Genomic DNA, 25,776 nt, shown 5'->3' with positions numbered 1-25,776 from the left:
GTGAGTGCCCACTAACCAAGGAGTCTGCATGCTTGTGATCGCGATCGACGTCCTTCTCGTTCTCTGCGTCTTCCTCATTACCTGGTTCGTTGGATACGTGATCTACCGGCTGGTGACGGACAAGTAGGACCTGGCGCCGCTCGTCCTGGGGAGCCAACGAGTGGTCAACAGCCACGACTGTGACTCCGGCATGGAAATGTCGTGGTCGACGTAGCAGTGCCGGGGAGGACGGAGCTGACCGACGCACAGTGGGCGCGGTTGCGCCACTGCTACCACAGGGGAAGAAGGCTGGCCGCCCACCGAAGTGGATAAAACGCCAGCTCATCGACGGAATCCGGTGGCGGACCCGCACGGGATTCCCGTGGCGGGACGTCCCCCCGGTGCGGGCGTGGCAGACGATCTACGGGCTGTTCCGCCGTTGGCACCGGGGTGTGGGTGCGGATCCTCACCCGATTGCAGGCACTCGCCGGCGCGGCGGGCGCGGTCGTGTGGGACGTCAGTGTCGACTCGACCATCGCCCGGGCCCACCAGCACGCGGCTGGCGCCCGCCGCAACGGCGACGAGCAGAACGGGCCGCCTGGCGGGGTCGAAACCGAACCCGCCGACCACGCGTTGGGGCGCTCGCGTGGCGGGTGGACCACGAAAACCCATTTGGCGTGCGAGCAGGGCCGCAAGCCCTTGTCGATCGTCGTCACCGCTGGCCAGTGTGGTGACAGTCCGCTGTTCGCCACCGTTCTCGAGGAGATCCGGGTGCCTCGACTCGGGCCGGGGCGACACGGTGCCGCCCTGACGCGGTACTGGCGGACAAGGCGTACAGCAGCGCCGCCAACCGCAACTACCTCCGCAAGCGCGGTATCCGGGCGACGATCCCGGTCAAGTCCGACCAGGCCGCAAACCGAAAGACGAGAGGTTCGGCAGGTGGTCGGCCGCCTGTCTTCGATACCGAGCACTACAAGCAGCGTCACGCGGTCGAGTGCGGCATCAACCTGCTCAAGCAGAACCGTGCTGTGGCAACGAGATACGACAAACTCTCCGTCCGCTACCCCGCCACCGTCCGCGTCGCCGCGATCAACCAATGGCTCCGCACCCCAGGCTTATGAAACACGGCCTAGGGGCGAGGTTCTGATGGTTGAACCTGACACGGCATGGCGGCACTCAGCTGCTATCGGAGGTCGAGTCGAACACTCCGAAACGCGAAGATGCGCACCACCCAGTCGAATGCTGTCGGACCCGTTCCAGCGAGTGCCTGATCGAGCTGTGCACGGACCCTCGACCGATTCGTCGGATGACATGATTCGAGCCGACTCTCAAGTTGTCGCACGGTTTCCGAATAGCCCAGAGACTCACGTGACCTGTCGCTGCTCTCCCACACGAAATAGAAGTTGCCGTCGTCCGGCGTGCCATAGCCGCCAGTCAGGCAGTCCGAGAAGCCATCGAGGTTCGCGCCGAAGTAGCCGTCGACGCCCCGCACAACTTCCCCCGCAAGCACGAAGACGTCTTCCAGCCTATGAATTCGTGTGCCGTCCATGACGTACTCCACCGCACTGCTCACGCCAGCACGTTCCAGGGGTACCGCACCGACCACGTCGACACCTCGTTGGCTCAGCGGTCTTCGAGACGAGGGTGTTCAGTGCGCGAGACTTCGGTGACACTCCACCCCGCGAAGAATCGCCGGGCGTTCACGAGATAGTTACGCAGATGCCGGAAAAGCGCCGTTACCTCCCAAAACTGCATATTCATACCCAATGGTCTCATATGCCTCGAAAGCGCAGCGTGTTCGTCCCGTTCCGCCGGACCTCCAGTAGCGCACCACACGCAGGGCCCCGGCGACACGATGCCCAGTGTCGCTGATCTGATCTTGCTACTGCCAGTAGGGAGACACGCTCTAGTTCCGGCCGTCGTTGCGACCAGAGCAGGTCTCCTGATCGGAAGTAGCCGCATCAACCAACGGCGTCGGCCTCGCGGTTCCGCCCTGGTGTTAGCTAGGTCACCGGGCGCCCGCAGTGTGCAACCCCTATGTGGAGCTGAAATATGCAGGGCAACAGCAGTTATTGGCGATCGTCCCGACCGAAAGCCAGGTTTGGCTGACGAATAGCTGTTGCTACTGTCCGAGGCGTGTCCGGCGCCGCGGCCCGAGAAGAGTGGCCGCGCTGGGGTGTGCCACCGAGAGACACACGGAGGGGAATCGACTTATGAGCATCAAGCGTGCTGCATCCATTACTGCCGTCGGTGTGGCGGCGACCGGGGCCATCCTTGCCGCAGGTGCCGGGACCGCGAGCGCGGTGACGCCCATCAGCGGCAATGGGTACAACGGTGTCATCTTGACCCACGAGGAAACGGTTCTGGCCGCCCAGCTGCACGCGGGGGATCTGATCAACCTCGCCTACGGCGACAACTGGAGGGTGTCGCTGCCGGCGAACTCGGTATGGAACACCGGAACCGGGTGGACTCCGGTGACCGGCCACCAGTTCATCGAGGAAGCCGCCTCGCACCCCCGCGGGAACGTCGGACTCGCGGTGACCGACCCCGCTGTGCACCGCAAGCCGTTCTTCGCCATGTCAGGTGGCTGGTAGACCGCCCTGCGGCAGGGCTGGGGGAGGACCCAGCCGACCGTGTAGGCGTCTGAAACGCTGACAGCGGACGTCGGCCCACCGCGGTCGAGGCGACGCCGGAGAAACCGCAGAAGGCCCCACCCAGGATCTGGGTGGGGCCTTCATTCGTCTCGCGGTTCTCGGCGCATGTTGTCACGGCGGTGGGTGCTGTGCTTGGTGGCGGTGGATGAAACGCTGACGGTGTCCGCGCAGGAGTTCCGGTTCGGCCACCTCGGCGGCCTGTTCCCTCTGCTCGGCGTCGCGTTGGGCAGCGGTGAGGGCGATCATGTCGGGGGTGGTTCGTGTGTGTAGTGCTCGGGCTCGCGCGGCAGCGGCCTTGTCTTGTAGGAGGCAGGCGGCTGTTCGGTCGCATCGGATGAGTGCGCGTTCGTACATCAGGCGCAGCGCCGCCCCTTCGTGGAGCCGCGTCATCGCGACTTCTTCGAACCATTGCAGCGGTAGCCGGATGATTCGGTAGTTGAATCGGGCCACCGCCATCGGGATCCCGACCACTGTCCGATCGTATCGGCCGGTGCGCGATCACTCTCGAGCATCGTTCGCGAGCACGCGGAAAGCAGCGCCAGGCGCAGGAGTCTGCGTCTGGACGTTCGAGCGAGCGCTCCCATGCCACCCAACGCAGATGTTGGGTAGCATGGGGACATGGAGAAGACGAGCAGGCGGCAGGTGCCTTTCAAGGTGTCCCCGACTACCGGGCGCACTGCCCAGCGGCGTGGGGCGGGCGCTGGTGGTCTTGGGAAGGCCGGGCCGGCGAAGAGGCCGCCGCGGGTCGCGGCGGATGATCCGTTGTCGGCCGAGCGGGTCCGCTATCTGGCCGAGGAATTCGGTGGTACGCAGCTCGCCGCGATCGTCGGGGTGAACAAGTCGCAGCCTTCGCGGTGGATCAAGGGCGACGAGYGGCCGGGTCCGGGTGCGGCGCCGTTGCTGATCGACCTTGAGCATGTCCTTGCCCGAGCTCGCCTGGTCTGGGGCGAGACCGCAGCCCGAACGTGGTTGGAAAGCACGAACAGCTACCTCGACGGGGCCCGCCCGATCGACGTGCTCCAGCTGTCGGGACCGTCCAGGCTCCTCGACGCCCTCGACGCCGAGGCGTGGGGCGGGGCGGCCTGAGTGCTCGTCTACCGCATCTTCCCGTATCTACCCACCGCGAAGCCTGGTGAGCCGGGGCATCCGGTGTACGGGCACCGTCCGCAGCGCGGGGGCCGGATCGACCACCCGGACTATCACGTCTGGTACGTCTCACGTCTGGCCGAGGCCGCGTGCGGTGAGAGCTTCGGCAACCTCGGGCAGTGGGATGAGTCGATGCTGGAGTTCCCACTGCTGCCGGGCGCGCGCCGTGCACTCGGCGTGTTCGAGCTCCCCGACGATCTGCGGGTGCTCGACCTCGACGACCCGGCCCAGCTCGTGCGGCTGGGGCTGCGTCCGACCCAGATCGTCACCCGCAACCTCACCGTCACTCAGGGGTGGGGGCATCGGATCTGGTCGGAGACCGAACCGCACAACGGAGACCGAGCCTGGCAGGCCATCTCGTGGTGGTCGTACCACCGCCCGCAGTGGTCGGTCCTGGCCAGCTGGCAACGGCCGGATCTGGTCCGCGTCGAATCCCTGGACCTGGACCATCCCGCGATCGTCGACTCTGCGAAGGCGCTGCACCGCGTCGTGGCGTGACAATTCGAGACTGCCAGGCTCTGTGCCCTCTGGCGGCCACAGAGCGGACTTCTTGAGGTGCCGGGCAGGCCCGCGGGCTGTGTTTGACTCATGGCATGGCATGGCATGGCATGGTCAATGCGGAAGTGGTTTCAGCGGCAGCAGCAGCCGGACAAACCRCCGGCCGAGATGCCTRAGGCCCCCAGCGCGCGCACGCAGTTCTACGAGCGTCAGCGCATAGCGTGGGACCAGGCCCGAGCCGAGTTCGACTCACGCACATGGCCATTCCGTGTTGTCGGAGACGCACAGGAGTGGGCGCGTACGTGGCTGCCGGCGGATATGGCTGATGCACCGCCCGAGGAGCTGGCAGCGGCGTATGTTCGCGGCGATCTTCCGGAGATTTCGTACACCCGGTTCGTCAGTTTTCCCGAAGCGGTGATCCGCAAGGCGGTCGAAGACGGTGTCGTCGTACTCCCGGCACCGGGAAGGTTGACGTCCACTTATGTACATCGAGACGAAATCACCGAAGAGGACACCGCCAGTGGCTACGGCCTGTACGTCGCGGACAGCGACGTGCTGGAGATACGATCCGCAGGCGGCGTGATCTGGGAGGGTGAACTCGGCTGTTTAGACGGTTCCCCACTGCTCGGCGCCGCCGCGATCGAGCGAGTAGTCCACCAGATCATCGACCCACTCCAGACTGTGATGCCTTTCCTGCGGCCAGGGTGGGACAAAAATCTCCCAGGGGCCTGAGGCCGGGCGTCAATGGCTGACATTGTCGAAACGCGACGGCAGATTGACTGGGCGCGTGTAGCGGCCGGCCGATCGCGATCGGGATCGGCCTGACAGGATCGCACGATGCCGATCGTCCGTTTGGAGTGGATCCTTCTCGCAGTGCTCACCGCCGCCTTCGGCGCGATAGTCGCGTCAGAACCGATGCTTGAGATCACGTCGTGCGAGGTGGGCTTGTTCCCCACCCAGGGTGTCAACAACTCGGCGGAGTGCCTCACGCCCATCGCGGGGCACTATGGCTACTCAATCATCTTGATCCTGGCTCTCCCCGTGTTGTTGTGTTTGTTGCCCGCAGTGATCACTCGTCGCTGGTTTGCGTGGCTAGTGGCGATGACCCTGCTAGTTGGCTCCGTCCGCTCACTCTTCACATCCACTCCCGTGTTCGTCCTCCTCGGCTACTACCTCCCCGTTGCCTTGGTTGCGGTGCTGCTCGCGGCCTCCCACCGTCGCCTCAACGACGGTGGGAGTAGCACGCTAAGGGCGGCCCCGACCAGGTGATTCATGGTCGGGGACACCCGTATCGGACGTAGAATGAGAGCTTCTTCGGCCGGCGCCGGTGTTCGGGGGTTGGAGCGGGCCGCCAGGCAGGGAGGTCCGTCGATGAGGCAACGTCACCGTCTACGCCGAGCATCCATCGTCGCCGGAGCCGGCGTGGCCCTGCTTCTCGCGGCACACCCCGCCGCCGCCGCACCGACCGACACTGTCTTCGCCATTCCCGGTTCCGGTTTCGGCGTCGGTGTGACCGGACTCCCGAGCTCGGGCTACTTCTACCTGACCGCCACTACCGATACAGACACTCCGGGAGTGACCCGATTTGGGCCGTACACCGATGTCTTCGTCCACTGGCGAAACATCTCCACCGGTGCAGCTGGTGTCGCATACCTCGGTGACGGCACACCGGTCGAGACCGGTTCCGGGACGGTGGTCGCCCTGGCCACGCTGCCCTATGGATACGGGTTACTCGCGAGCACGCCCGGCGCAGGTGTCTGGACGGTTCCCTGACTGACTCGGCAGCCGCACCTGGACCGTGACGCGATCTTCGGTATTGACCCAGCCGGAACCACCTGTCGCGCATGCCATAGTGACCCATGCGATCGACCTGCTCCCTCTACATCGACACCGGATACCTGCTTGCCTCTGCCGCGACTCGCGTCACCGGCACCTCCCTGCGCAGCGGGATCCATGTCGACTACGCCAAGCTGATCCGCTCACTGGTCGATGCCGCGGAGGCCAGGTCGGGCCTGCCCCTGCTGCGGGTCCACTGGTACGACTCGGCCCGCAACGGAATCCCGGACAGCCAGCAGGAGCACATCGGCGAGCTGTCCAAGGTCAAGCTCAGACTGGGTCGGTTCGGCGTCAACGGCGAGCAGAAGGGGGTCGACCTGCGTATCGGCCTGGACCTGGTGACGCACGCCCGTAACGGTGCGGCCGACGTGTTCTTCCTCGTCTCCGGCGATGACGACCTCACCGAGGCGGTCGAGGAGGCGCAGGTGCATGGCGTGCAGGTGGTGCTGCTGGCGGTGCCCACGGTCGAGGGTCGGCCGCACGGCATGAGCCGGCACCTGGTCCGGGCCGCCGACGAGCTCGACAGCATCGACGGCCCCGCGGTCGATGCTGCGGTGATGAAGGTTGATCGCCAGCCCGCGCCCGCGCCGAGGCCTGCACCCAGTGCGCCGAGGYCGGCGCCCGTGCCGAGCGGCCCGAAGCCCACATCTGCCCGGCCCGCGGCGGCGGGCGCACCGCCGGTCACCCGGACACCCCTCGACCTCGCGACGGTCGTGCCGGCCCCAGCAGCTGCGGCCCCGCAGTCGACGAGCGTGCTCGCCTACAGCGTCTCGACCGGATCTCCCGCGCACGCACTCCCCGGGTACGTCGACGATCCCGAACAGGACCAACTCCTCGACGAGGTCGTCCAGCGCATCCTCACCTCGTTCCACGAAAGCGCCACCCCCGACGACAGACTCGGACTCGAGCGGGCGAGGCCGTCGGTCCCCAGGGACATCGACCGGGCCCTGCTGCTCGACGCCTCCGACGTGATGCAGAGGTACGACCTGGACGAGGGGACGCGGTACCGGCTGCGGGCGCGCTTCTGGGAGAAGTACGACGAGAGCTGACTTACGTCAGGGGACGACCACGTCCGTGGAAACCGGAATGCTCGGGTGGTCGGTTCGCATGGTGAGCCGAACCCGTCCCGGGCCCGTACCCACATACATGAGCGTCGGTGGTTGGGTGCTGGTGGTGCTGGCGGGTACGGGCCGACTCGCTGTGCCACTGTGACCGGTGTCGAGGTTCTGCCAATCGATGATCGCAGTGACGTCGCAGGCCAGGGTGGTCGATCCCCAGTCGCCCAGCGGTGAGAAGCCCTGCGAGATTCGCAGTTCGACGGAATGTACAGCCCCTCGGCCCTCGGAGTAATCCCACAGGGGTCCGTCAAACGCAGTCCCGGAGACGGACATCAAACCGGCGCAGATGCCGTTTCCCAGCGTCAACACCCGGTTGTATCCGATCTCCGACTGGGCGCACGATCGTGGTTCTGTGTTGCTGGTCCCGAGCTGGCAAGGGCCGGTTGCCTCGGTGGCGCCGGCTACCCCTGGCGCGGCAACGAACATGGCCGCGCTGATGAGTCCGGTTACTGCGGCCGAAGCAGATTTGTGTGAAGTTGGCATGTCCCGATTATGAGGATTTCCTCGCGCGTCTGCGTGAGTTGAGTCGACCGGTTCGCTGCCGGTTGGTGCCGAGCGCGCCGACAGAAACACCTTTTTTGGCTGTGAACTGTGCGGATGACACGTCCCCTTCGTGTTCGACCGTTCGGGGACGTCGGGCGTGTCTCTGTCGGTTTGCGATCAGCGAATGTAGACCCAATGGCCACCCGTGCACTGTTGCTTGCGCATGTCCGGGGTGTGTGTGATCGTTCCCTCTTCGTCGGGACGGCACGGACCGGCGACAGCTCCGCCGCCTCCCATCGTTCCCGGTGGATTGGGCGGATTGTTCACGGCGTCGAACTCGTTGGCGCAGAACTGCGTCCACGGTGACCAGGTGCCGTCGTCGTACACCGTGGCTCCGCGGTTGTCGACGTTCTTATCGGTTCCGCACCACGAAATTTGCGGGTTCCGATGGTCCGCGTTCGGATCGGGAGGCGGCGCGTCCGTGTAGGGATTGGGGCAGATGTCACCGACGCAGTTGAACGGATTGGGGTCGACTCCCTGCCTCGGCTCGTCCCCGCCACCCTCGTGCTCGACAACGGGCGGTTCCGTCACCACCTCCGTCTCCTCCGGTGCAGCAACACCACCTCCGGTGTCCGCCGTCACCGGAGGTGGTGTCGCAGCAGGCGGCAACGAAGTCGACATCGGTGTGGTCTGCCCCGAACTTGATACCGCGAAGGTAGTCGTCGCAGAGGATGCGTCCGCCCCATCGCTAGATTCGCCGCCATCGGCACAACCTGACACCGCAAGCCCTAAAGCGACCAACCACACCGCGGCAGTTCTTCTCAACAATCGGCCCTCCCCATCGAGACTGCTCTGACCTCAGACGTAGCGCTCACATGTTCAAGATCAAGATCGTCGACACCCCCATTCGCGTTACCGACTCCGATTCACGATCGGGGGCCCGTCCCTCCATCGCGCCGACAGGTCAAGCGGCTGGAGCATGCGGCACGAATGGGGGAGCCCCTTCGATGAAGCTGGTGATCTACGGTGCCGAGACCGTGGTCGCTACCCGCGGGCTCGCCGCGGCTACCCGCAACACGAGAAGTGGTACATCAGGTCGGTTCCGGAGTCTTCATCCCATCGCCTGAAATGACGTCAGCGCACGGCCGTCGCCTATCGACTATCTCGGCTTGGTTGCCCAGTGGATCGCCAGGGTGCCGAAGAGGTGCAGTTCATGGCCGACGCCGACGAAGCCCGCATCCTTCAGTAGCTCCTGGACCTGGGCGGGAGTCCGGAATCCCCGGGTCGTAGCCGAGAGGTACTCGTAGGCCTCCGGATCTTTGGTGATGAGCCGTGAGAGTTGCGGGACGACGTACTTGACGTAGGCGGTGGAGAAAGGCTTGAGGATGTTGTCCGGCGCCGGTGAGGTTTCCAGAGCCACCATCCGACCACCGGGCTTCAGCACACGAAACTGTTCGGCCAGCGTGGTGGGGATGTCGGCCACGTTCCGCAGCAGGTAGCCGTGGGTCACGGCGTCGAAGGTGTCGTCCTCGAACGGGAGGTCCATCGCGTCTGCCTCGACCCAGGCGATCCGGTCGCCATCGGGACGGGCTGCGCCGATCGCCATCATTTCCGGCGCGAAGTCCACTGCGGTGACGTCCGCGTCGTGGTGGGTTCGCAGCACCTCGTGGGCGATGTCGCCGGTTCCCGTGGCCAGGTCCAGCACCTTCAGAGCATCGGGCAGCTTTGCCCGCTGGACGGTACGCCGCACCAGCCGCGGCTCCTGCCCCCAGGTCATGACGAGGTTCATCAGGTCGTAACGGCCGGCGATCCCGTCGAACATCGAGGAGACCCGGGCTGGGTGGTCGGCGGGTTTGGCATCTTCAGGTACCGGCTGGCTCGTACTCACCCGCCTCACGGTAGCCGCCCGCGGCCGGTGGCGGACCTGCCAGTCCTGCGACGCCTGCGGGTAGACCCGCTCCCGATCCCCGAAATGCGCAACACCTCAGCCACCGTCGTAGACGACAGCAGCCGAGGCGTTGTTCACCGACCACTACGCGATCTGATCGAGCGTCTGCACCCGATCAGACTGCGAGGCACGCCCGATCGACGATCTACCAGTCCGCTTCGGTGTAGCGGATGACGCCGCGGATGTTCTTGCCGTCGAGCATGTCCTGGTAGCCGTCGTTGACCTGCTCAAGTGAGTAGACGTTGGTGACCATGTCCTCGAGGTTGAGCTGACCGGCCCTGTACAGGTTCAGCAGGTTCGGGATGTCCACGCGGGTGTTGCAGCCACCGTAGATGTTTCCCTGCAGGTCCTTCTGGAGCAACGTGAACGTGAACGCGTTGAGCTTGACGTCCATGTCGGCGATGTGGCCCATCGCGGTGAGGACGCAGCGGCCGGTCTTTGCCGTGAGAGTGAGGGCCGGGTCGATGTACTCGCCCTTCATCTCGCCGACGGTGATGATCGTCTTCTGGCACATGCGGCCCCAGGTGATCTCCATGATCGGGCCGATCGCCTCCTCCATCGAGGCGAACGCGTGCGTGGCACCGAACTTGAGTGCCTGCTCTCGCTTGAACGGCACCGGGTCGATCGCGAACACGTGGCGCGCACCTGACGCGACCGCGCCCTGCAGTGCGAACATGCCGACGCCTCCGACGCCGATGATGGCAACCGATTCACCCGGCTTGACCTCGGCGATGTGCGTCGCCGAACCCCATCCGGTCGGGACACCGCAGCCGACGAGGGCGGCGAGCTCGAACGGGATGTCCTTCTCGATCTTGACGACGGAGGACTCGTGGACGGTGATGTAGGGCGAGAACGTGCCGAGCAGACTCATCGGGACCACGTTCTCCCCGCGAGCCTGGACACGGTGGGTGCCGTCGGCGATGGCCTGGCCCTGCAGCAGCCCCATACCGAGATCGCAGACATTCGAATGTCCCGACACGCACGACGGGCAGCGTCCACACGCCGGGATGAACGAAAGCACGACATGGTCGCCGACCTCGAGATCCTTGACCCCCTCGCCGAGCTTGATGACCACGCCCGCACCCTCGTGGCCACCCATCGCCGGGTAGGACGCCATCGGCGTCGCGCCGGTGACGATGTGGTGATCGGAGTGGCACATGCCGGCGGCTTCCATGCGGATCTGCACCTCGCCGGCGACCGGGTCACCGAGTTCGATCTCCTCGACGGACCACTTCTCGTTGATGCCCCACAGCAACGCACCCTTGGTCTTCATTGCAAAACCCTCCCCGTACTTGACTATTGGTCGCAGTGGCCATTGCCACAGATCTTTCAAACTGGAAGACGTACTGTCGACATTCAGCCTTGCAGGAGAACAGGTTTGGTGGCTTGGTCTAGTTGTCCAAGTTCGTTCGCGAGTTTTGTCCTGTCGATACATCCGTCTGGAGCGAACCGCCGAAGGTATCGAAGCAGGCGAGTGCCAGTTCCAGGTGAACCGCCCGGTGGTTGATTCGCCGGCCGAGTCGCTCCTCGATCTGTTGCATGCGGTACCTGACGGTGTTCTTGTGAATGGAGAGCTGGCGAGCTGCGGACTCGAGGTTTCCCTGCTGCGACAGGACTGCGCGCAGAGTCTCGCGGAGCCGGGCGGACAGCTCGTCCTCGCCCAGCATCCCGGGCAGCTCGCGTTCGACCAGAGTGCTCATCGCGTCCGGGCGGGACGCGAGCATCGAGACAAGTTCGACGTCGCGGTAGCTGGTGACGGACCGATCCTGTCGGGCGCGAGCGGCGATCGCCTGCGCCGCCTGCGCCTCACGGTGGGTTCGCCGAAACCCGTCGATACCCTGCCCCGGGCGGCCCACCGCGACACGCACCCCGGGTGGCACGAGTGCGGAATCGATTGTGGGCTCTTCGTTGTTCCTCGACACCATCCAGACCCACAGCCCCCGTAGTCCGGATGGGACGCAGAGGATTTCGGTGGCGTCGGCTGATCGAGCGAGTCGCCGGGCGAGCGGCTCGAAAATCTGCGCGTCGATCGAGATCGCGTGGTCTGTCGTCCACAGCACCAGTGCTGTGTGGGTGCGGTGCAGTGGGTAGCCGAGCTGAACGGAGGCCTCGTCGGCGCTCTGCTGGGTGCCGTCCAGGATTTCGCGGACCGTGTTCACCCGCATGGAGAAGGCGCCGCTGAGCAGCCGTTCATGTTCCTGCGTGTAGGTGGCGGCGAGGTCGGCGAGCATCGAGTTCATGACCTCGCTCGTCTGCTCCCACATCACGACGACGAGCTGAACCTTGAAGTCCGCCGGTAGGTCGGCATCGTTGACGAACCCGGAGACGAACCGCCATACGGCCCGGTGGCCGGCGTGGTAGAGCTGGGAGAGAAACCGTAGTTCCAGCCCTCGGCGCGCAATAGTTCGTGCCAGTGAACGGCCTTCCTCGGTGGCCGGGATCGACCACCGCGGCGAGGTGTCCGATCGCCTCACGGCCAGGATGAGACGAAACTGACTGCGCACAGCCAACTCGAGATCGCGCTGGATCTCGGCGTCCGTGGACAGTTCTGGGACGTCCGCCCCCATGGACTGACATACGTTGTCGATGAATGACTCGAGATCGGTGCGGGAGAGGGTTTCGGCGACGTAGTCGCGCATCCACTGCCCGGCCCGCGCCGTGCTGGGTGTGTCCACGATCCTCCTCGAACAACGGAGTCATTCGGAAACTCCAGGCCGTCCGTCTAAGAGTATGTGGGCGTTCACTCCGATCTCTCCGACCGGTCAGAGATCCTCACAGGATGAGCGAGAAGCACACCCTAAATCGAGTGAGGCGTCCTTAAGCGATTCCGTCTCAACGCTCCGTCCTCAGAGCGTCTCATCGCGCGCATTCCCGCAGGTACTTGTCTCAACATTCGGCGACAGCGGAAGGCGGCACCTTGGACGAAGACACCAGGTGCGCGGACGCTGTAATCCGCGCTGCAAGCTCGCTGACTGGGTGAGTGCTGCGGCTGATCGCCAGCACTCCCAATTCCCTGCTCTATAGGGGTGATGCAGCGGATTCGTCGGGTAGTCGCAGAACACCTGTCCGTATAGTGCGTTGCCATGAACCCGACCATGCTCAGTGAACTTCTCCGCGACTCTGCCGCGAAGGTTCTCACTGAGCGACGATTGGATTCTTCTGTACTTCCGACAGTCGTGACGATCGAGCGGCCCCGCAACCCCGAGCACGGTGACTACGCCACCAATGTGGCGATGCAGGTCGCCAAGAAGGCCGGCGTCAATCCCCGCGATCTCGCCACCTGGTTGGCGGCGGAGCTGGCGGCGTCCGACGGCATCGATTCGGCCGACGTCGCCGGACCCGGCTTCCTCAACATCCGCCTCGCGGCCGACGCGCGGGGCGCGATCGTCACGAAGGTACTCGAGGACGGTGCGGCGTACGGCACGGGTGACATGCTCGTAGGCAAGCCGATCAACCTCGAGTTCGTCTCCGCGAACCCCACCGGTCCCATCCACCTCGGTGGAACGCGCTGGGCGGCGGTCGGCGACGCTCTCGGTCGCATCTTGACCGCGCAGGGCGCCAATGTGACGCGCGAGTACTACTTCAACGACCACGGCGCCCAGATCGATCGCTTCACGCGGTCGCTGATCGCCGCGGCCGAGGGGGAGCCGGCGCCGGAGGACGGCTACGCCGGCGACTACATCGGCGACATCGCTGCCGAGGTCCAGAAGCAGGCCCCGGGCATCCTCGACCTGCCCGAGGTCGAGACCCACGAGACCTTCCGGTCCATCGGCGTCGAGCTGATGTTCAAGCACATCAAGCTCACGCTGCACGAGTTCGGCGTCGACTTCGACGTCTACTTCCACGAGAACTCGCTGTTCGAGTCGGGTGCGGTGGAGAGGGCCGTCGAGACCCTCAAGGGTTCGGGCAACCTGTACCACGAGGACGGGGCCTGGTGGCTCAAGAGCACCGACTTCGGCGACGACAAGGATCGCGTCGTCATCAAGTCCGACGGCAACGCCGCGTACATCGCCGGCGACATCGCGTACTTCCAGGACAAGCGGGCCCGCGGCTTCGACCTGTGCATCTACATGTTCGGGGCCGACCATCACGGCTACATCGGTCGCCTCAAAGCCGCCGCGGCCGCTTTCGGCGACGACCCGGACACCGTGGAGGTCATGATCGGGCAGATGGTCAACCTCGTGCGCGGCGGTGTCGCGGTGAAGATGAGCAAGCGCGCGGGCACGGTCATCACCCTCGACGACTTGGTCGAGTCCATCGGCGTCGACGCCGCCCGCTATGTGCTGGTGCGTTCGTCGGTCGACCAGAGCATCGACATCGATCTCGAACTGTGGACGAGCACCAGCAACGAAAACCCGGTGTACTACGTCCAGTACGCGCACGCACGCCTGTGCTCGATCGCTCGCAACGCCGCGGAACTGGGGCTGAGCTCGGCCAACCCGAACCTGGCGTTGCTCACGCACGACCGCGAGGGCGACCTGATCCGCACCATCGGCGAGTACCCGCGCGTCGTCGCGAAGGCCGCCGACATGCGCGAGCCGCACCGCATCGCGCGGTACCTCGAGGAGCTCGCGGGTACCTACCACCGCTTCTACGACGCGTGCCGCATCCTGCCGCAGGGCGACGAGGAGGCCGGCGAGCTGCACATCGCGCGTCTGGAGCTGTGCGACGCGTCCCGCCAGGTCCTCGCGAACGGTCTCGAACTGCTCGGCGTCAGCGCTCCGGAGCGGATGTGAACCCACGCCACAGCACGAAGCTATGGTCGCGGGTATGGGTGGGATTCTCTACGAAGACAGGACTGTGCGTCTCGACGATCGAGGCGTGACGATTCGACACTTCTATTTTCCGTTCGTGAGCAGGTTCCTGCCCTACGAGAAGATCGAGTACGTGCAAAACGCCGCACTCCCCGACATCGGAGGTCGGTGGAGGATCTGGGGCACGGGCGATTTCAGCCACTGGTACAGCCTCGACCTACTGCGGCCGAGGAAGCACACCGCAATCGTGTTGGAGATCTGGGGTTACGGGACGCCGGCCTTCACCCCCAGAGACCCGGACACGGTTGCCTCGATCATCTCGGCAGGGCTCACTCGAACGCGGTAGGACTCCCAAACGAGACGCAGCGTGAGCATGAGGTCGCCGAAGTAGGCGACTGCCCGAGCCGGCGCCGCCACCGCTGCCGGCGGGACGTGACATCATCACAGGTCAACACATAGAAAAGTGGTCTCACCGCCGATCGCGGTGAGGCCACTTTTCTCGTGATGCGGGGGAGTCAGTCCTTGGTGAAGGTGCCGTCGTCGTGGAGCGTCCAGCCATTGACCACCCGCACGGGAAGCGCACTGACGGTGCCACCCTCGGCGTTGGTGCGACCGTCGATCGTGAAGATCGTCGAGTTCTTCAGGTAAACCTGGGAATCGAACAAGCCCACGATGCCGGCCTTCACTTCGGACAGTGTCGTCCCCGGGATCCGGTTGACGATGGTCCCCGCATTCCGGTCGACGACCAGCCAACCCGTCTCCCCGCCGGTGCGGCCGACCTGCCCCTCATGGGCAACCTCGATCAGCGTCAACGGACTGCGCGGGTCGGCGAAGAACCGGCCCGGCATCGACTTGCTCGGCAGCTCGATGACCTCGGACGGCAGCGGCGCGAACACCTCACCAGTGTCGACATCGAGGTTGGTCGTGAGGTTGTAGTCATCGCGGACCCCGACGACGGCCAGGTCCCCTTTACGGGTGACCGGGATGAACGGCAGTCCGGGGTCGGCGTACACGATGTCGACCGTGCACTGGTCGCCGTTCTTGGGCCCCCGGAGCTCGGTGACGTGCTTCGACCACTTCGCTTCGCCGGTCCTCGTGTCGAGCACCTGCACGGTGCGCGCCTTCGTGTACCCGTCGCACTCGCGGTCCGGAACCCCGTACGCCGGAAGAACGCCACGGTCGATGACCGCGTCCGGGTTGGAGGTCAGCAGGTCGTTCTTCTGCCACAGGGCCTTCCCCGCCAGGGGGTCGACCGCCGCCATCGTCGCGTCGATCTTCGGGCCCTTGTTCCGAAACCCGCCCTCGAAGAGCAGGTCGAAGTCGGTTAATGCAGCAACGAACAGGCCGTTCTTCGTGTCCGGGAGAATCGCGTTCATCTGGGTGTTCGGCAGGTCGATCGAGGTGACCGTCGACCGGTCGGCGAGGTTCACCACCTCAATCCGCGTCCCCCTCGACTCCGGGGTCATCCCGTGGCTGGAGATCCGATACGGCACCAGGAACGCGCGAAGCCACCGGTCGTCGACGTTCAGCGTGGCTACCGGCACCTCGTCCGGACCGCGGTCCATCTTTCCGATCATCACCTTGGCGTACTCGGGTAGCTTCACCTTCAGGTCCCGCGCCGACATCGTCCCGACTCCGGGCACACAGTCCTGGCGTTCCTTGAACCCGACGCGCCCGTAGCAGGCCATCAGTGGATCGTCGGCGAGCGACGGTTCGCTGCCTTCGTGGAAGGCTCCAGTGGCTGCCTCGTCGCTGTCGGATCCGCATCCGGACAACAACATTGCCGCGGCGATTGCTGGTGCGAGAAGAGCTCTTCGCACGATTCCCCCTCAGTGTGTGGTGATCCCCGACCCCCCGGGGACGTGTTTTTTTATGCAGGTCACAGCCTGCTTTGGGTGCTCAAATACGGCAGGTCGACGACGCCGAACGTGGACACGAACGCGTCGGCGACCGCGGTGGGCAGATCCCGGTTCCTCCCGTATCCGCCGACAGACGGGTCGTTGAAGTGCTCCGCGATCGTATCCGTGCTGTCGGTGACGTCCGCGTACAGGCCGACGACGTTCGGCTCGTCAATCTCCTTGTGCGACTCCATCCGCGCGTCGGCGTTGGTGTGCTCTCGTCCTTGCCGTGGCGGCACGGGTACCGCACCCGCGGGCGAGACGGTCGCTATGCCGGGCTGCCCGCTCTCCCCGGAGCTGCGTTCGTGTCGTGGAGAAAGGAGAACGCCGCCTCGTGGAGTACGAGGCGGCGTTCTGTGTGTAGCAGTGCGCGGGTGGGGTTCGATCAGCGTGGGGTCAGCATGCTGTGGCCGATCCGGACAGGACCGACGAAGGTGTCGATGAAGGTCTCACCGCCGAGGAAGTACCGCTGCCCCTGCCCGGAGTCGATGTATCCGCCACCGGGGACGTCGACGATCCGGTGGTTGACCGGGCCGAGGGGCGCGAACAGGGTCAGGACACCGTTCTGGACGCTGGCCGGGGCGGTGGACGGGATGCCGAAGTTGATCGTGGTGAAGGTGTAGTTGCCGGGTGCTACGGCAGCCGAGGCTGCGGGCGCGGCAACGACGGTACCGACAACAGCGGCGCCGGTGGCGGCCAGAGCGAAAGCTCCGGTGGCGATCAGTCGACTGGGCTTCTTCATGAACGTGTCCTCCCCGAGATGTCTTACTGCGACACCATCTTGAACGGATGTTCTGTGGAAGATCGGCGTCAGTTTCAGTTTGCCGGTGTCCGGATTATCTGTCGGACACCGTCATAGACATGTCGGGTGTGGGCGTGCTCTACGGGGCCGGGACCGGGGTCGGAGCAGGCGCGACGGCGTCGATGATCTCGAAGGGGAGTCCGCAGGCGTCCGTCGAGTCGAGGCGAGGTCCGTCGATGTCGGTGACCGGTGCGCTGACACCGAGCTGGCCGCCGCGCTTGTACTCGGACACTTCGAGGGCACCCGCGATCTGCTCGGGGGTGAGGCCGGCGCGGTGCTGCTCGAGGACGAACTGGGTGTACGGCAGGCACAGCCACTGAGTCACGGCACTGGAGGCCGTGCTCGTCTCACTGAAGTGATTGAGTGAGTTTTCTGCAGCGGTGAGGAGGGCGCCACCAGCGACGACGAGACCGCCAAGGGCTACGGCAACGGCGGCGGTGGCCCACGCGGTCACGGTCTGTGCGAGGCTGCTCTTCGGACGGCCGGTGGACGTGGATTCGGTTGAGTCAGGTGTCATCTGCTTCTTTCGTGTGAAGACGGGCATGGAAAGGTCGAGAGCTGCAGCAATTGCCGAAGCTCTCGTTGATACGGGCTGTCCCTATCGTCTGGCCAACCCGCCAAGGTCGGCGGCGTCCTGCTGGTCCGCCGGGCGGCTGCGGGCGAGAAGCTGGCCACGCTGGACGGCGTGGAACGCACCCTCGACTTCGCGGATCCGGCGGTGGCCCTCCATGCGAACGCCGCCGGGGAGCTCGACGGGCAGGCGTCGGCGGTCCTTGAGTGCACCCGGAAGATGAACATCCGGATTGACTCGTGGTTGATGGAGATGCTCCGCAAACTCCGGTGACCGATGCCGTCGGGGGCGACCGGGCGCCGCCCATCTGTCGGTGCCTCCAGGATCCCGAGATGGTCAGCCTGAGGTGTCAGATCGACGGCACGTCAGTAAGCGCACCTCCGGCCTGGACGGCTGCGAACAGTGCATCGAGTTCGACGTGCCGCACTCCGGCGATCGCTGTTGCGCCGCCATTGGGGTTGGGTCGGAATCCGAGTGGCAGCCCGACAGGGATGGGCGGGCCGAGCTCAACGAGAGTGCATGCCTCCGGCCATGACGTGCCAAAGTCGGGTTCCAGCTGGATCGCGGCGGAGTTGACCACCCCGGCCCCCGCGATAGCCCCTCCTGATCCGAGTCGTATCCGACGCAGGATGGGGCGGACAGTCTTGATGAAGCCGTCGTCTGAGTATCCGAGGTGGGTAGAGCGCAGTCGGATCTGCCCCTTGAGTGCATAGTCGCGGAGGTAGACGTTGTGGCTGAGGTAGCGCCGACCCACTTCGCCCATCGGAACGAGGCAGACCGTGTCAGTGAATCCGGTGATGTGGGGGACCGTCGTGACCGAGCTGGAAGGGAGGGACGGGATCGCGGTGTTGGCGAGGGCTTTTCGCGCCTTGTGTTCTGTCAATCCGTAGTCCATGAGGTCGCGGAGGGTCGCGCCCCATGCGGTGATAAGGCTGTCGGTCGTTTGCTGGATCGTGTCGAGTTGCATGCCCACCACCCTATACGGCTAGGGTGTGCTGGCACCACTAACGCGTACCGGGGTTTGGGGGTAGATATCGGGGCAGCCGGACTTGACCATCTGTTGGCGGCCGTGGCGGGACAGCCGGAGATGAGACGATTGCCGACGAAGTTATCGAAGCCGCCGCGAGCATCCTCGTCATCGGCGACTAACGCCACCAAACGATGACAGAGCGCCGCGACTTGCCGTCAAACTTCACAGGCTCTGCTTTCCAGTCGGGTTTCCTGTATGACGACCCTCCAACAGGACGCCCGTCGGACGGGCTGGGCTCGATTGCGGCCAGCGCGATCGCTACCCCCAGGTGTCCTGTTTATCCGTCCTGCATGTTGATCCGGCATGGGTTGCCTTTGCCGGACTACTGTCCTCTCGTGGACGGAATGCTGATCGGGTACGCCCGATGCTCAACTCAGGGCCAGGATCTGCGAGCGCAGCGCACAGCGCTCAAACGCTTCGGCGTCGAGCCGGATCGCATTTACACCGACAAGGGATTCACCGGCCGCAACCGCGACCGGCCGGGACTGCGGGAGGCGCTGGCGGCCTGCCGCGCCGGCGACACCCTTGTGGTGGCGAAACTGGACCGGCTCGGGCGGTCCGCGGTGGATCTGCGTTCGATCGCCGAGGAACTCGAGGCGAAGGGCACCCGACTGAGCATCGGCGGATCCATCCACGACCCGTCCGACCCGACGGGAAAGCTGTTCTTCGGGATGCTGTCGCTGATGGCGGAGTTCGAGTCGGACCTCATCCGGGCCCGGACCCGCGAGGGCATGGCCGAAGCGAAGAAGGCCGGCCGACTCAAGGGCAAACAACCCAAGCTGTCCGCCCTGCAACGCAAACGCCTGCTCACGGACTACGACTCGGGCGACTACTCCGCCGGCCAACTCTGCGAGATCAGCGGTCTGTCCCGGTCGGCGATGTACGCGACACTGCAACGGGCCCGGGACGAGTCCTGATCGCGGCGGCGACATCGTCCACCGACACAGACGGCCTGGCCGCAGCTCGCACCCCGGGACGCGCCAGGCGCAAGAATGTGACCAATACAGTCGCGGCCGGCGAGCGTAGAAGCGAGGTGACTCGTGATTGACCGAACGCGAACGGCAGCAAAGCGATGAGCCGGTTCGCGGTACTGCGACCTCACCTGGAAGACGGTGTGCCGCTGACCCGCGCCGCGGCCGCGGCCAGCACTTCACTGCGGACCGTGCAACGGTGGCTGCACTGCTATCTGAGCCAGGGCCTGGCGGGGCTGGCACCGGCCCAGCGTCGGTCGACGGGCAGACGAACCGACCCCGAGCTGGTGCGGTTGATCGAGGGCATGACCCTGCTGCGCTCGCCGCCGGGCGCTGGCGACGATCACCCGCCGCGTCGCCCGTGTCACTGCGCAGCACGGGTGGACACCGGTGTCTTACCCGCACGTGCTCAACGTCGAGGACGCCCTTCAGGTCGCTCCAGATAACGATGGTTTTCCGACACCGGGTGTGACTTTCAGCCGTAGATGGCGGCGTTTTGACGGCTGTAAATGGCGCGCCGGCCCCCGCACCCTGGTGCGGCTGGAGGGTCGACGGATCCATGCCTGCTGGGTGCCCGCACTGTCATCTTGCCAAGTACCCGAATCTGTCGACTGGTGGCGGTAACACTGGAATCCATCGCGATCACCTCTCGGGTGTTTAGGGGCAGCGCCCGCCAAGGTGGCAAGGGATCGCGGCCATGGCGAGCCCCGGGGCAAAGCCAGATCTCGCCTTGCACGATGACGTCCATTCAGTAGCACCAGCCGCCCAGCCAACAGGGCACGTTGTCCAGCGCCCACTGCCGCTGCTGGTCGTTGAAGAACGGCGGCCACATGAGCCAGTAGATCAGCGGGAAATCCATCTCGACTACTTCCATCCATTGAACGCGAACCACATGTATCGCGCCTGGTCGATGAGCACCCCAAGGGGGCCAAGCCAAATTGAGTACGTGTCCATCGGCGTTCACCTTCCGATCAGTGCGGCGGGATGCCCAGCAACCACAGCTGGTACAGCACGGCGTAGAGCCAGGGCGGCACAGGAAAGATGTCGAGCATCACAGCACCCCGATCGACACGAGCCAGGTGACCACCGCCACGTACAGCGGGCCGAACACGGGGCCGAAAAAGACAATCGGGTCGTCCATCTTGATCACCCGCAGCTCTGCCGGAAGTCGATGACACACGGATATGTGGCTGCCAGCCACAGCTTGACATCCCACGGAAGCAGCGGGATGTACCAGAACATGTCACCCATATCAGCCTCACCCCTCGGGTTACGGGCGGCAGCCGGCCAGCCAGAACCAGCATGGCGTGTGCTGAGTCAGCCAGATCTGCCACTCGCGTGGTATCGGTATAAAGAAGATCGGGTTGTCCATCGATGAATCACTTCCGAAGGCCGCCCCAACTACGGGCAGTGCCCGCCCAGGTCGCACCCGAGGATGTTGAAAAGCACCCGCTGCGACACCTCGGGTATCGGCAAGGTCCACATCCAACGTCTGGGAATAATCTGCAACACTTCCGGTGTCGAGTCCGGACCCGCAAGGCAAAGTCTCCTCACCGATCTGCTGTCGGTGTAGTTCACCAGGGTGTCAGGTAGTTCCACCAGGAGATGGCATTCAGTATGGCCACCCCGATGGGCCCGAAGAAACCATTATCCATCTCAATCACCTCCCCTCAGCGGCGGTGCGCGGCGGAAGTCGCACGGGACGAGTGCCCCTATGACGGCGGGAGCCGCCGGCCCCGCCCCGACCGTTCAATCAGTCTAGGTACGCGCCCACTCAGGATGTGCCCGCTTGCTCCGGTAGTGCTGTGGGTCTGGTCAGTCATCTACTGAAAAGATCGCAGCCGAGGCAGTCGGCGTGATGGTCGGCGCGTGAACTATCAGTGCGCTTGCAGATGCCCCGGTACGACAGTCCGTCGGCCCGCAGGTCGAGGACGCGGTCGAGGACGTGGGCGGGGCACAGTGGTGGCCGTCCACTCCGGCCAGGGGCGTTCACTGCTTACCGCCGGTGAGCAGGGAGCGAAGAGTCGACAGAAGGTCGCTCACAATCGGGGCCGCGCGCTCAGCGCGTTCCCCATCCGGTGAGAGGGCGATCGTGACCGCGTACACCAACAGGGGACAGTCCCTTTCAAGGCTGGCGTGGCCGGTACGCGCCGCACCGCCGACTATTGATATCAACTCGGAATCAGTTTCCGCCATAACAGGTTTCACATGCGTAGCATCGCTAGGCAATCACATTCAAACTAGGGGGACAAGTATGAAGATTCGCAGGTCAAAGCAACTTCTGGTCGCGGCGGGGCTGTCTGCTGCAGTGGCCGTCGGTGCTGCTGCGCCGGCGTCCGCCGCGCCGACTCTGGATGAGTTGAGGCCCGTCACCGAGGTCGCGGCCCGTGCCGCTCTCGGGGATATCGCGGCCCCACAGGGAATCACAGTACAAACGCTGATCGCGGCCCGGTCCGCGGGATTCCCGATCTACGAAGCAGCGGGAATAACGCACTTCTCTATCCCGTCAACAGGGCCGAACGCCTCGTTCAACGCAATCGAGTATCGACGGGTGTACGACATCAACGTCTTAAGCTCACCGACCGCGAAGTTCATCGGGCTCGGGGCCGCTGCGCCAGATGTCTTCTACACCAGCGATTCGACCCGCGGAAGGGTTGTCGTGAACCCCCAACCGTATGTCGCGCCTAACGTGATGCCGGGCTTCACTGTGTTCGATCCCACGCCGTACACATTCACCAATAGTCCGCTCGTCCAGCTTCCGGACGGGGGCCCGAGTGTTGGCATCGCACTCGTGAAGCAGGCGTAGCAGCGCGCACACGTGCGGAGAGGTAGTGCCCCCTCGATTGCGAGGGGCACTACCTTGGCTCAACGGACCTAGTTTCGGTGTCGCCCGCCTGGTATCGCAGCTGCTGCGGTTTGGGCGGAGAAACACTCCCGGACTTGGCCAAAGCCAGTGTGGCGGAGCAGCCTTCGACGCTGAAGCCGCCGCCGGACAGCTCCGAGAGGACGTGTGCCTGGTCAGCGTCGGCGACACCATCAAGCTCACCGCCACAGCCTCCCGGGGGCAGCTCCGACAGCACTCCCTCATCAGTGAGGTCCGCGGTCAACTCAGCGATCTTGGAACCGGCCAGCGCCCGACTGCTGCCAGCCCGGTTTTCGCGGTGATCTCGGCTGCGGTGGCCCCTGCATCCTGCAGTTGGATCGCGTGGGCGAGTTGGGATTCGGAGACCACCGACGGGCGGCCGGTGCGCCGGCCCTTCGCTGTGGCGACCTCCCGGGCGCTCCCGGGCGTGGGCGGCGCGTTCGAGGGTGAGGTGCGTTCCATCTGCGCGAACAGAGCGAGCAGCACGACGGCGAGTTGGGTCATCGGATCGTCCGAATTGCTCGAGTCGATCCGGATCGGGTCGGCCAGGTTACGGATCCCGATCCCACGTTCCCGCAGGTCGTGGATCAGATTCAGGGTGTCGCGCACGTTCCGGCCGAGCCGGTCGAGGGTGTGCGTGACGATGGCGTCGCCTTCGCGGGCGTACCCGAGCAGCGCGGTCAGACCGGGGCGGTCGGTGGTTGCACCGGACTTGCGGTCCACGTAGATGTTCGCCGGGTCGATCCCCACTTTGGTGGGGCGTCGATCTGCCGCTCGAGGTCCTGCTTCGTCGTTGACACCCGCGCATATCCAAGCTCCACACTCCGGAGCGTATCGAAAGTTGTTCCCGTAGCAGGGTTTCGAAACTCTGTTTTGGAATCAATTAATGGGACGGTGTGAGCTGGGGTGATGCGATCCGGGGCCTGCCGGCGCATGACCGTCCCACAACTGTGACTCGCGGCGATAGATGGCGGTGTTCTCGCGGCGTCCGGTGGCGCCGACGACAAGGGTGCTGCGGGCGGTTTCGACGACGTCGGCCGTGATGATGTGGAGCTCTTGACTCGCAGAATGYGGTGAATCTGGGCGAACAACCGTTGCAGGAGGCGGAAGTTGCCGCCGGTGATGCGGACGACGGCAGCGATGGCCTGGGCGTCGGTGAAGTCGTCGGAGTTGAGTGCCAGCCCGAGCTTGCGTCAGTGCCGGTCAGACCCCAGCTGCACTGTGGGGCATATGAAGTGGGGATCGCCGAGTCACCCGAGAATTGGGACGAGCTCTATCTTCCGGACGAGACGGCCGGGCATACCTAGGTCGGTAGACTTCGGCGTTCAACGGGGAGATCTAGGGGTGGGAACGCACATGGGATTTTTCGACGGACCGACGTACAAAGAGCAGATGCTCGCAGAGAGCCGGGCGCAGACCGACGCCCAGCGCAAACAGACCAGGATCGCGAAGCAGAGGGCCGGCGAGAACGCGGCGACCAACCGCAAACTGGTCAACGCGGCCAATGCGCGCACCGCGGCGGACACGGCGGCGGCGCAGAGGCAGGCCCAGGCCGCGGCGCAGCTGAGCGCCGCGCAGCAACGCGCTCTCGCAGAGCAGACTGCGATCGCGAGGGAGCGCGCCCGCCGCGAAGAGGTAGCCCGGTGGGCGATGTACCGGCAGACGCCCGACGGCGTCGCCTGGGCCGAGTGGCTCGACCACGGTGAAGCTCTGGCGAGGATGTGCGAGGGCCGCAACGAGCAGTGGGCGCAGGCGGCCGACCGTGCGGTGGCCAGGATCGTCAGCGACGAGATGAAGGCATGGCACGCGACCGGCCGCTACCTCCCCGCGGACCATCCAGCCTGCCAGCAGAAGATCAAGGGCTTCGGAAACACCATGCGGTTCTTCGTGGGGCTCGCGAAGGCAGGCAGTGATCCTGATGCGCCGTTCAAGCAGTGGCAGAAGATCCTCACCAAGGCGAACCCGCAGTACGCGGAGGACAATGCGCACTACCGCGACCACCTGATGAAATGGCTTGTCGCGCAGGTCGGGTTCGATCCGCTGCGGGAGCCGAAAGGCCGCCCGCCGGGGTGGCTCGTCGACGACGTGAACCACACGATTTCGTCGGGGATGGTGCATTTCAAGCAGTTCGCTATGCGCGACCTCCCGCCGAAGTCCGAGCTGCCGGGCCGGCCGGTTCTCGTCGTCAGGCCGGTCGAGCAGTTCCAGGCACCCGAGCTGGCCGAGCTGCTCGAGAAGTGGACGCAGCAGGCGTAGACGGCATCGAGGAACCCCCGCACGCTGCGGGCGTGGCGGTCAGTTGGCGGTCACGGGATCTTGATCTGTCGACCGAGGGCGCGCAGCTGTGAATTCGACTACCTCGTCGCGTTTGCACGCCCATAGGGCCTGCTTGTTAGCCGAGGATGGGCCGATGTATCTCGTGTTCTTCGTCCTTGTTGGAATTTTGTTGGCTGTGCCTGTTGTCGTGGCTGGTGGGGTTTGGCGTGGTTCGGATTCGTCCGGGCGTAGATGTGCGTCGGGTTCGCCGGACCGTTGCTCTGGTCATAGGAGTAGCCGTCGTCATTGCTTTGGCGCTCCCGGGTGCGGGTTGGCATGCCATGACTTTCGTCTTCCCGGCCTGCCTCCTGGTTGGGCTGGTCGTTGGGTGTGCCGCGATCGAATGGTCTGCGAAGCGAATCGTTGGCGCCACCTGACTGCGCAAGAACACCGCCATCTACTGCCGTGAGTCACACCCAACAGTGTGCTCACGGCGGTGAGTGTCCCAGAACTCACTGACAGGCCCCGGTTTTGGGACTCGAGCAATCGGACACGTTTTTGGGACACTCGAGGATCTGGTCGCCGGACCACGCTTCCACGACCGGATTCGTGTCCGGGAAACGGTCGATTGATGGATGCCTCGAATGGCGGCCGGCATCGGTTGTGACTCGCGGCGATAGATGGCGGGGTTCTCCCGGCGTCAGGTGGCGCCAACGACAAGGGTGCTGCGAGCGGTTTCGACGACGTCGGCGGTGTCGAGAAGGTGATCGCGGCGCACGCCTCACCCGACTCGATCAGGCTCGACTAGTTGTACTGCCCAGGGACGTTGGTCAAACGACTAAAGGGAACGTTCCTGCCGATGGCGGAGTGTTGCCGGTGGTGATTGTAGGTGTGCAACCACGCCGGCAACGCTGTCCGTCGGGCCTGTTCTGACTTGTAGTGCCGGGCGAACGCCCACTCCTGCGCCAT

28 protein-coding genes and 1 pseudogene are annotated in these 25,776 nt (G+C 65.0%); 15 read left to right on the top strand and 14 right to left on the bottom strand.

The features are described 5' to 3' along the window. Nucleotides 1-201 precede the first annotated feature (201 nt). A pseudogene (locus AC1DU4_RS15410) lies at nucleotides 202-1,100 on the top strand (IS5 family transposase). Between the two features lie 62 nt (nucleotides 1,101-1,162). Here the strand turns inward: AC1DU4_RS15410 and AC1DU4_RS15405 are convergent. After that, the gene (locus AC1DU4_RS15405; RefSeq protein ID WP_477841225.1) at nucleotides 1,163-1,552 is read right to left on the bottom strand and encodes a barstar family protein; all 390 of its coding nucleotides are present in this window, start codon (nucleotides 1,550-1,552) and stop codon (nucleotides 1,163-1,165) included. Nucleotides 1,553-2,192: 640 nt separating this feature from the next. Between AC1DU4_RS15405 and AC1DU4_RS15400 the strand changes: the two genes are divergently transcribed. Next, nucleotides 2,193-2,573, top strand: a complete 381-nt coding sequence (locus AC1DU4_RS15400) for a hypothetical protein (RefSeq protein WP_477841223.1) — start codon at nucleotides 2,193-2,195, stop codon at nucleotides 2,571-2,573. 171 nt (nucleotides 2,574-2,744) lie between these two features. On the opposite strand, the gene AC1DU4_RS15395 is transcribed toward AC1DU4_RS15400, so the two are convergent. Further along, entirely contained in the window at nucleotides 2,745-3,104 is a 360-nt protein-coding gene (locus AC1DU4_RS15395; RefSeq protein ID WP_477841222.1) for a hypothetical protein, read from the bottom strand. 147 nt (nucleotides 3,105-3,251) lie between these two features. Between AC1DU4_RS15395 and AC1DU4_RS15390 the strand changes: the two genes are divergently transcribed. The 6 genes from AC1DU4_RS15390 (at nucleotide 3,252) to AC1DU4_RS15365 (ending at nucleotide 7,162) form a co-directional block, all read left to right on the top strand. Next, nucleotides 3,252-3,719 carry an antitoxin Xre/MbcA/ParS toxin-binding domain-containing protein gene (locus AC1DU4_RS15390; RefSeq protein ID WP_477841220.1) on the top strand — a complete coding sequence of 156 codons (468 nt, stop codon included), beginning with the start codon at nucleotides 3,252-3,254 and terminating at the stop codon, nucleotides 3,717-3,719. Further along, complete coding sequence (locus AC1DU4_RS15385; RefSeq protein ID WP_477841218.1) at nucleotides 3,720-4,277, top strand: RES domain-containing protein; 558 nt, start codon at nucleotides 3,720-3,722, stop codon at nucleotides 4,275-4,277. A 318-nt stretch (nucleotides 4,278-4,595) separates the two neighbouring features. After that, the gene (locus AC1DU4_RS15380; protein ID WP_477841216.1) at nucleotides 4,596-5,009 is read left to right on the top strand and encodes a hypothetical protein; all 414 of its coding nucleotides are present in this window, start codon (nucleotides 4,596-4,598) and stop codon (nucleotides 5,007-5,009) included. 105 nt (nucleotides 5,010-5,114) lie between these two features. Next, nucleotides 5,115-5,546 (top strand): hypothetical protein, encoded by a 432-nt coding sequence (locus AC1DU4_RS15375; RefSeq protein ID WP_477841215.1) that lies wholly within the window; start codon nucleotides 5,115-5,117, stop codon nucleotides 5,544-5,546. A gap of 102 nt (nucleotides 5,547-5,648) precedes the next feature. Continuing rightward, the gene (locus tag AC1DU4_RS15370) at nucleotides 5,649-6,050 is read left to right on the top strand and encodes a hypothetical protein (protein ID WP_477841213.1); all 402 of its coding nucleotides are present in this window, start codon (nucleotides 5,649-5,651) and stop codon (nucleotides 6,048-6,050) included. 86 nt (nucleotides 6,051-6,136) lie between these two features. Beyond that, nucleotides 6,137-7,162, top strand: coding sequence for an NYN domain-containing protein (locus tag AC1DU4_RS15365; protein WP_477841211.1), 1,026 nt, complete (start codon nucleotides 6,137-6,139; stop codon nucleotides 7,160-7,162). Between the two features lie 729 nt (nucleotides 7,163-7,891). Here AC1DU4_RS15365 and AC1DU4_RS15360 read toward each other — a convergent pair. The 4 genes from AC1DU4_RS15360 to AC1DU4_RS15345 all read right to left on the bottom strand — a co-directional run bounded on the left by AC1DU4_RS15360 (nucleotide 7,892) and on the right by AC1DU4_RS15345 (nucleotide 12,337). After that, nucleotides 7,892-8,356 carry a hypothetical protein gene (locus AC1DU4_RS15360; protein ID WP_477841209.1) on the bottom strand — a complete coding sequence of 155 codons (465 nt, stop codon included), beginning with the start codon at nucleotides 8,354-8,356 and terminating at the stop codon, nucleotides 7,892-7,894. A 517-nt stretch (nucleotides 8,357-8,873) separates the two neighbouring features. Continuing rightward, complete coding sequence (locus AC1DU4_RS15355) at nucleotides 8,874-9,602, bottom strand: ubiquinone/menaquinone biosynthesis methyltransferase (RefSeq protein ID WP_477841208.1); 729 nt, start codon at nucleotides 9,600-9,602, stop codon at nucleotides 8,874-8,876. A gap of 205 nt (nucleotides 9,603-9,807) precedes the next feature. Next, entirely contained in the window at nucleotides 9,808-10,935 is a 1,128-nt protein-coding gene (locus AC1DU4_RS15350; RefSeq protein WP_477841206.1) for an NDMA-dependent alcohol dehydrogenase, read from the bottom strand. A gap of 118 nt (nucleotides 10,936-11,053) precedes the next feature. Further along, nucleotides 11,054-12,337: a PucR family transcriptional regulator gene (locus tag AC1DU4_RS15345; RefSeq protein WP_477841204.1), complete on the bottom strand. Its 1,284-nt coding sequence runs from the start codon at nucleotides 12,335-12,337 to the stop codon at nucleotides 11,054-11,056. 408 nt (nucleotides 12,338-12,745) lie between these two features. Between AC1DU4_RS15345 and argS the strand changes: the two genes are divergently transcribed. Then, nucleotides 12,746-14,398, top strand: coding sequence for an arginine--tRNA ligase (argS, locus tag AC1DU4_RS15340; RefSeq protein WP_477841202.1), 1,653 nt, complete (start codon nucleotides 12,746-12,748; stop codon nucleotides 14,396-14,398). Between the two features lie 34 nt (nucleotides 14,399-14,432). Next, nucleotides 14,433-14,762, top strand: a complete 330-nt coding sequence (locus tag AC1DU4_RS15335; protein WP_477841200.1) for a hypothetical protein — start codon at nucleotides 14,433-14,435, stop codon at nucleotides 14,760-14,762. Between the two features lie 169 nt (nucleotides 14,763-14,931). Here AC1DU4_RS15335 and AC1DU4_RS15330 read toward each other — a convergent pair whose 3' ends face one another. From AC1DU4_RS15330 to AC1DU4_RS15315, 4 genes are all read right to left on the bottom strand, one after another. Then, entirely contained in the window at nucleotides 14,932-16,104 is a 1,173-nt protein-coding gene (locus AC1DU4_RS15330; protein WP_477841198.1) for a hypothetical protein, read from the bottom strand. A gap of 191 nt (nucleotides 16,105-16,295) precedes the next feature. Then, nucleotides 16,296-16,553, bottom strand: coding sequence for a hypothetical protein (locus AC1DU4_RS15325; RefSeq protein WP_477841196.1), 258 nt, complete (start codon nucleotides 16,551-16,553; stop codon nucleotides 16,296-16,298). A 146-nt stretch (nucleotides 16,554-16,699) separates the two neighbouring features. After that, nucleotides 16,700-17,056: a hypothetical protein gene (locus AC1DU4_RS15320; RefSeq protein ID WP_477841194.1), complete on the bottom strand. Its 357-nt coding sequence runs from the start codon at nucleotides 17,054-17,056 to the stop codon at nucleotides 16,700-16,702. 139 nt (nucleotides 17,057-17,195) lie between these two features. Then, nucleotides 17,196-17,441 carry a hypothetical protein gene (locus AC1DU4_RS15315; protein ID WP_477841192.1) on the bottom strand — a complete coding sequence of 82 codons (246 nt, stop codon included), beginning with the start codon at nucleotides 17,439-17,441 and terminating at the stop codon, nucleotides 17,196-17,198. Nucleotides 17,442-17,801: 360 nt separating this feature from the next. On the opposite strand from AC1DU4_RS15315, the gene AC1DU4_RS15310 reads away from it, so the two are divergent. Beyond that, complete coding sequence (locus AC1DU4_RS15310; RefSeq protein WP_477841189.1) at nucleotides 17,802-17,960, top strand: hypothetical protein; 159 nt, start codon at nucleotides 17,802-17,804, stop codon at nucleotides 17,958-17,960. A gap of 76 nt (nucleotides 17,961-18,036) precedes the next feature. Here the strand turns inward: AC1DU4_RS15310 and AC1DU4_RS15305 are convergent, their stop codons facing one another. Beyond that, nucleotides 18,037-18,654, bottom strand: a complete 618-nt coding sequence (locus AC1DU4_RS15305) for a hypothetical protein (RefSeq protein WP_477841187.1) — start codon at nucleotides 18,652-18,654, stop codon at nucleotides 18,037-18,039. A 407-nt stretch (nucleotides 18,655-19,061) separates the two neighbouring features. Between AC1DU4_RS15305 and AC1DU4_RS15300 the strand changes: the two genes are divergently transcribed. Beyond that, nucleotides 19,062-19,634, top strand: a complete 573-nt coding sequence (locus AC1DU4_RS15300; protein ID WP_477841275.1) for a recombinase family protein — start codon at nucleotides 19,062-19,064, stop codon at nucleotides 19,632-19,634. A gap of 155 nt (nucleotides 19,635-19,789) precedes the next feature. Beyond that, nucleotides 19,790-20,134, top strand: coding sequence for a helix-turn-helix domain-containing protein (locus AC1DU4_RS15295; RefSeq protein WP_477841185.1), 345 nt, complete (start codon nucleotides 19,790-19,792; stop codon nucleotides 20,132-20,134). A 302-nt stretch (nucleotides 20,135-20,436) separates the two neighbouring features. On the opposite strand, the gene AC1DU4_RS15290 is transcribed toward AC1DU4_RS15295, so the two are convergent. After that, nucleotides 20,437-20,562, bottom strand: coding sequence for a hypothetical protein (locus AC1DU4_RS15290; protein ID WP_477841183.1), 126 nt, complete (start codon nucleotides 20,560-20,562; stop codon nucleotides 20,437-20,439). A gap of 1,380 nt (nucleotides 20,563-21,942) precedes the next feature. On the opposite strand from AC1DU4_RS15290, the gene AC1DU4_RS15285 reads away from it, so the two are divergent. Further along, nucleotides 21,943-22,494, top strand: coding sequence for a hypothetical protein (locus tag AC1DU4_RS15285; protein ID WP_477841181.1), 552 nt, complete (start codon nucleotides 21,943-21,945; stop codon nucleotides 22,492-22,494). 297 nt (nucleotides 22,495-22,791) lie between these two features. Here AC1DU4_RS15285 and AC1DU4_RS15280 read toward each other — a convergent pair whose 3' ends face one another. Then, nucleotides 22,792-23,301: a recombinase family protein gene (locus tag AC1DU4_RS15280; protein WP_477841179.1), complete on the bottom strand. Its 510-nt coding sequence runs from the start codon at nucleotides 23,299-23,301 to the stop codon at nucleotides 22,792-22,794. 642 nt (nucleotides 23,302-23,943) lie between these two features. On the opposite strand from AC1DU4_RS15280, the gene AC1DU4_RS15275 reads away from it, so the two are divergent. Further along, nucleotides 23,944-24,807, top strand: a complete 864-nt coding sequence (locus tag AC1DU4_RS15275) for a hypothetical protein (protein ID WP_477841177.1) — start codon at nucleotides 23,944-23,946, stop codon at nucleotides 24,805-24,807. Between the two features lie 804 nt (nucleotides 24,808-25,611). On the opposite strand, the gene AC1DU4_RS15270 is transcribed toward AC1DU4_RS15275, so the two are convergent. Then, a partial coding sequence (locus AC1DU4_RS15270) for an integrase core domain-containing protein (protein ID WP_477841273.1) occupies nucleotides 25,612-25,776 on the bottom strand: 165 nt, incomplete at its 5' end.

It is taken from the genome of Rhodococcus sp. P4_F5, assembly GCF_056401315.1.
Note: the sequence above shows the minus strand (reverse complement) of the source record. Positions and strands in the feature narration are given on the sequence as shown.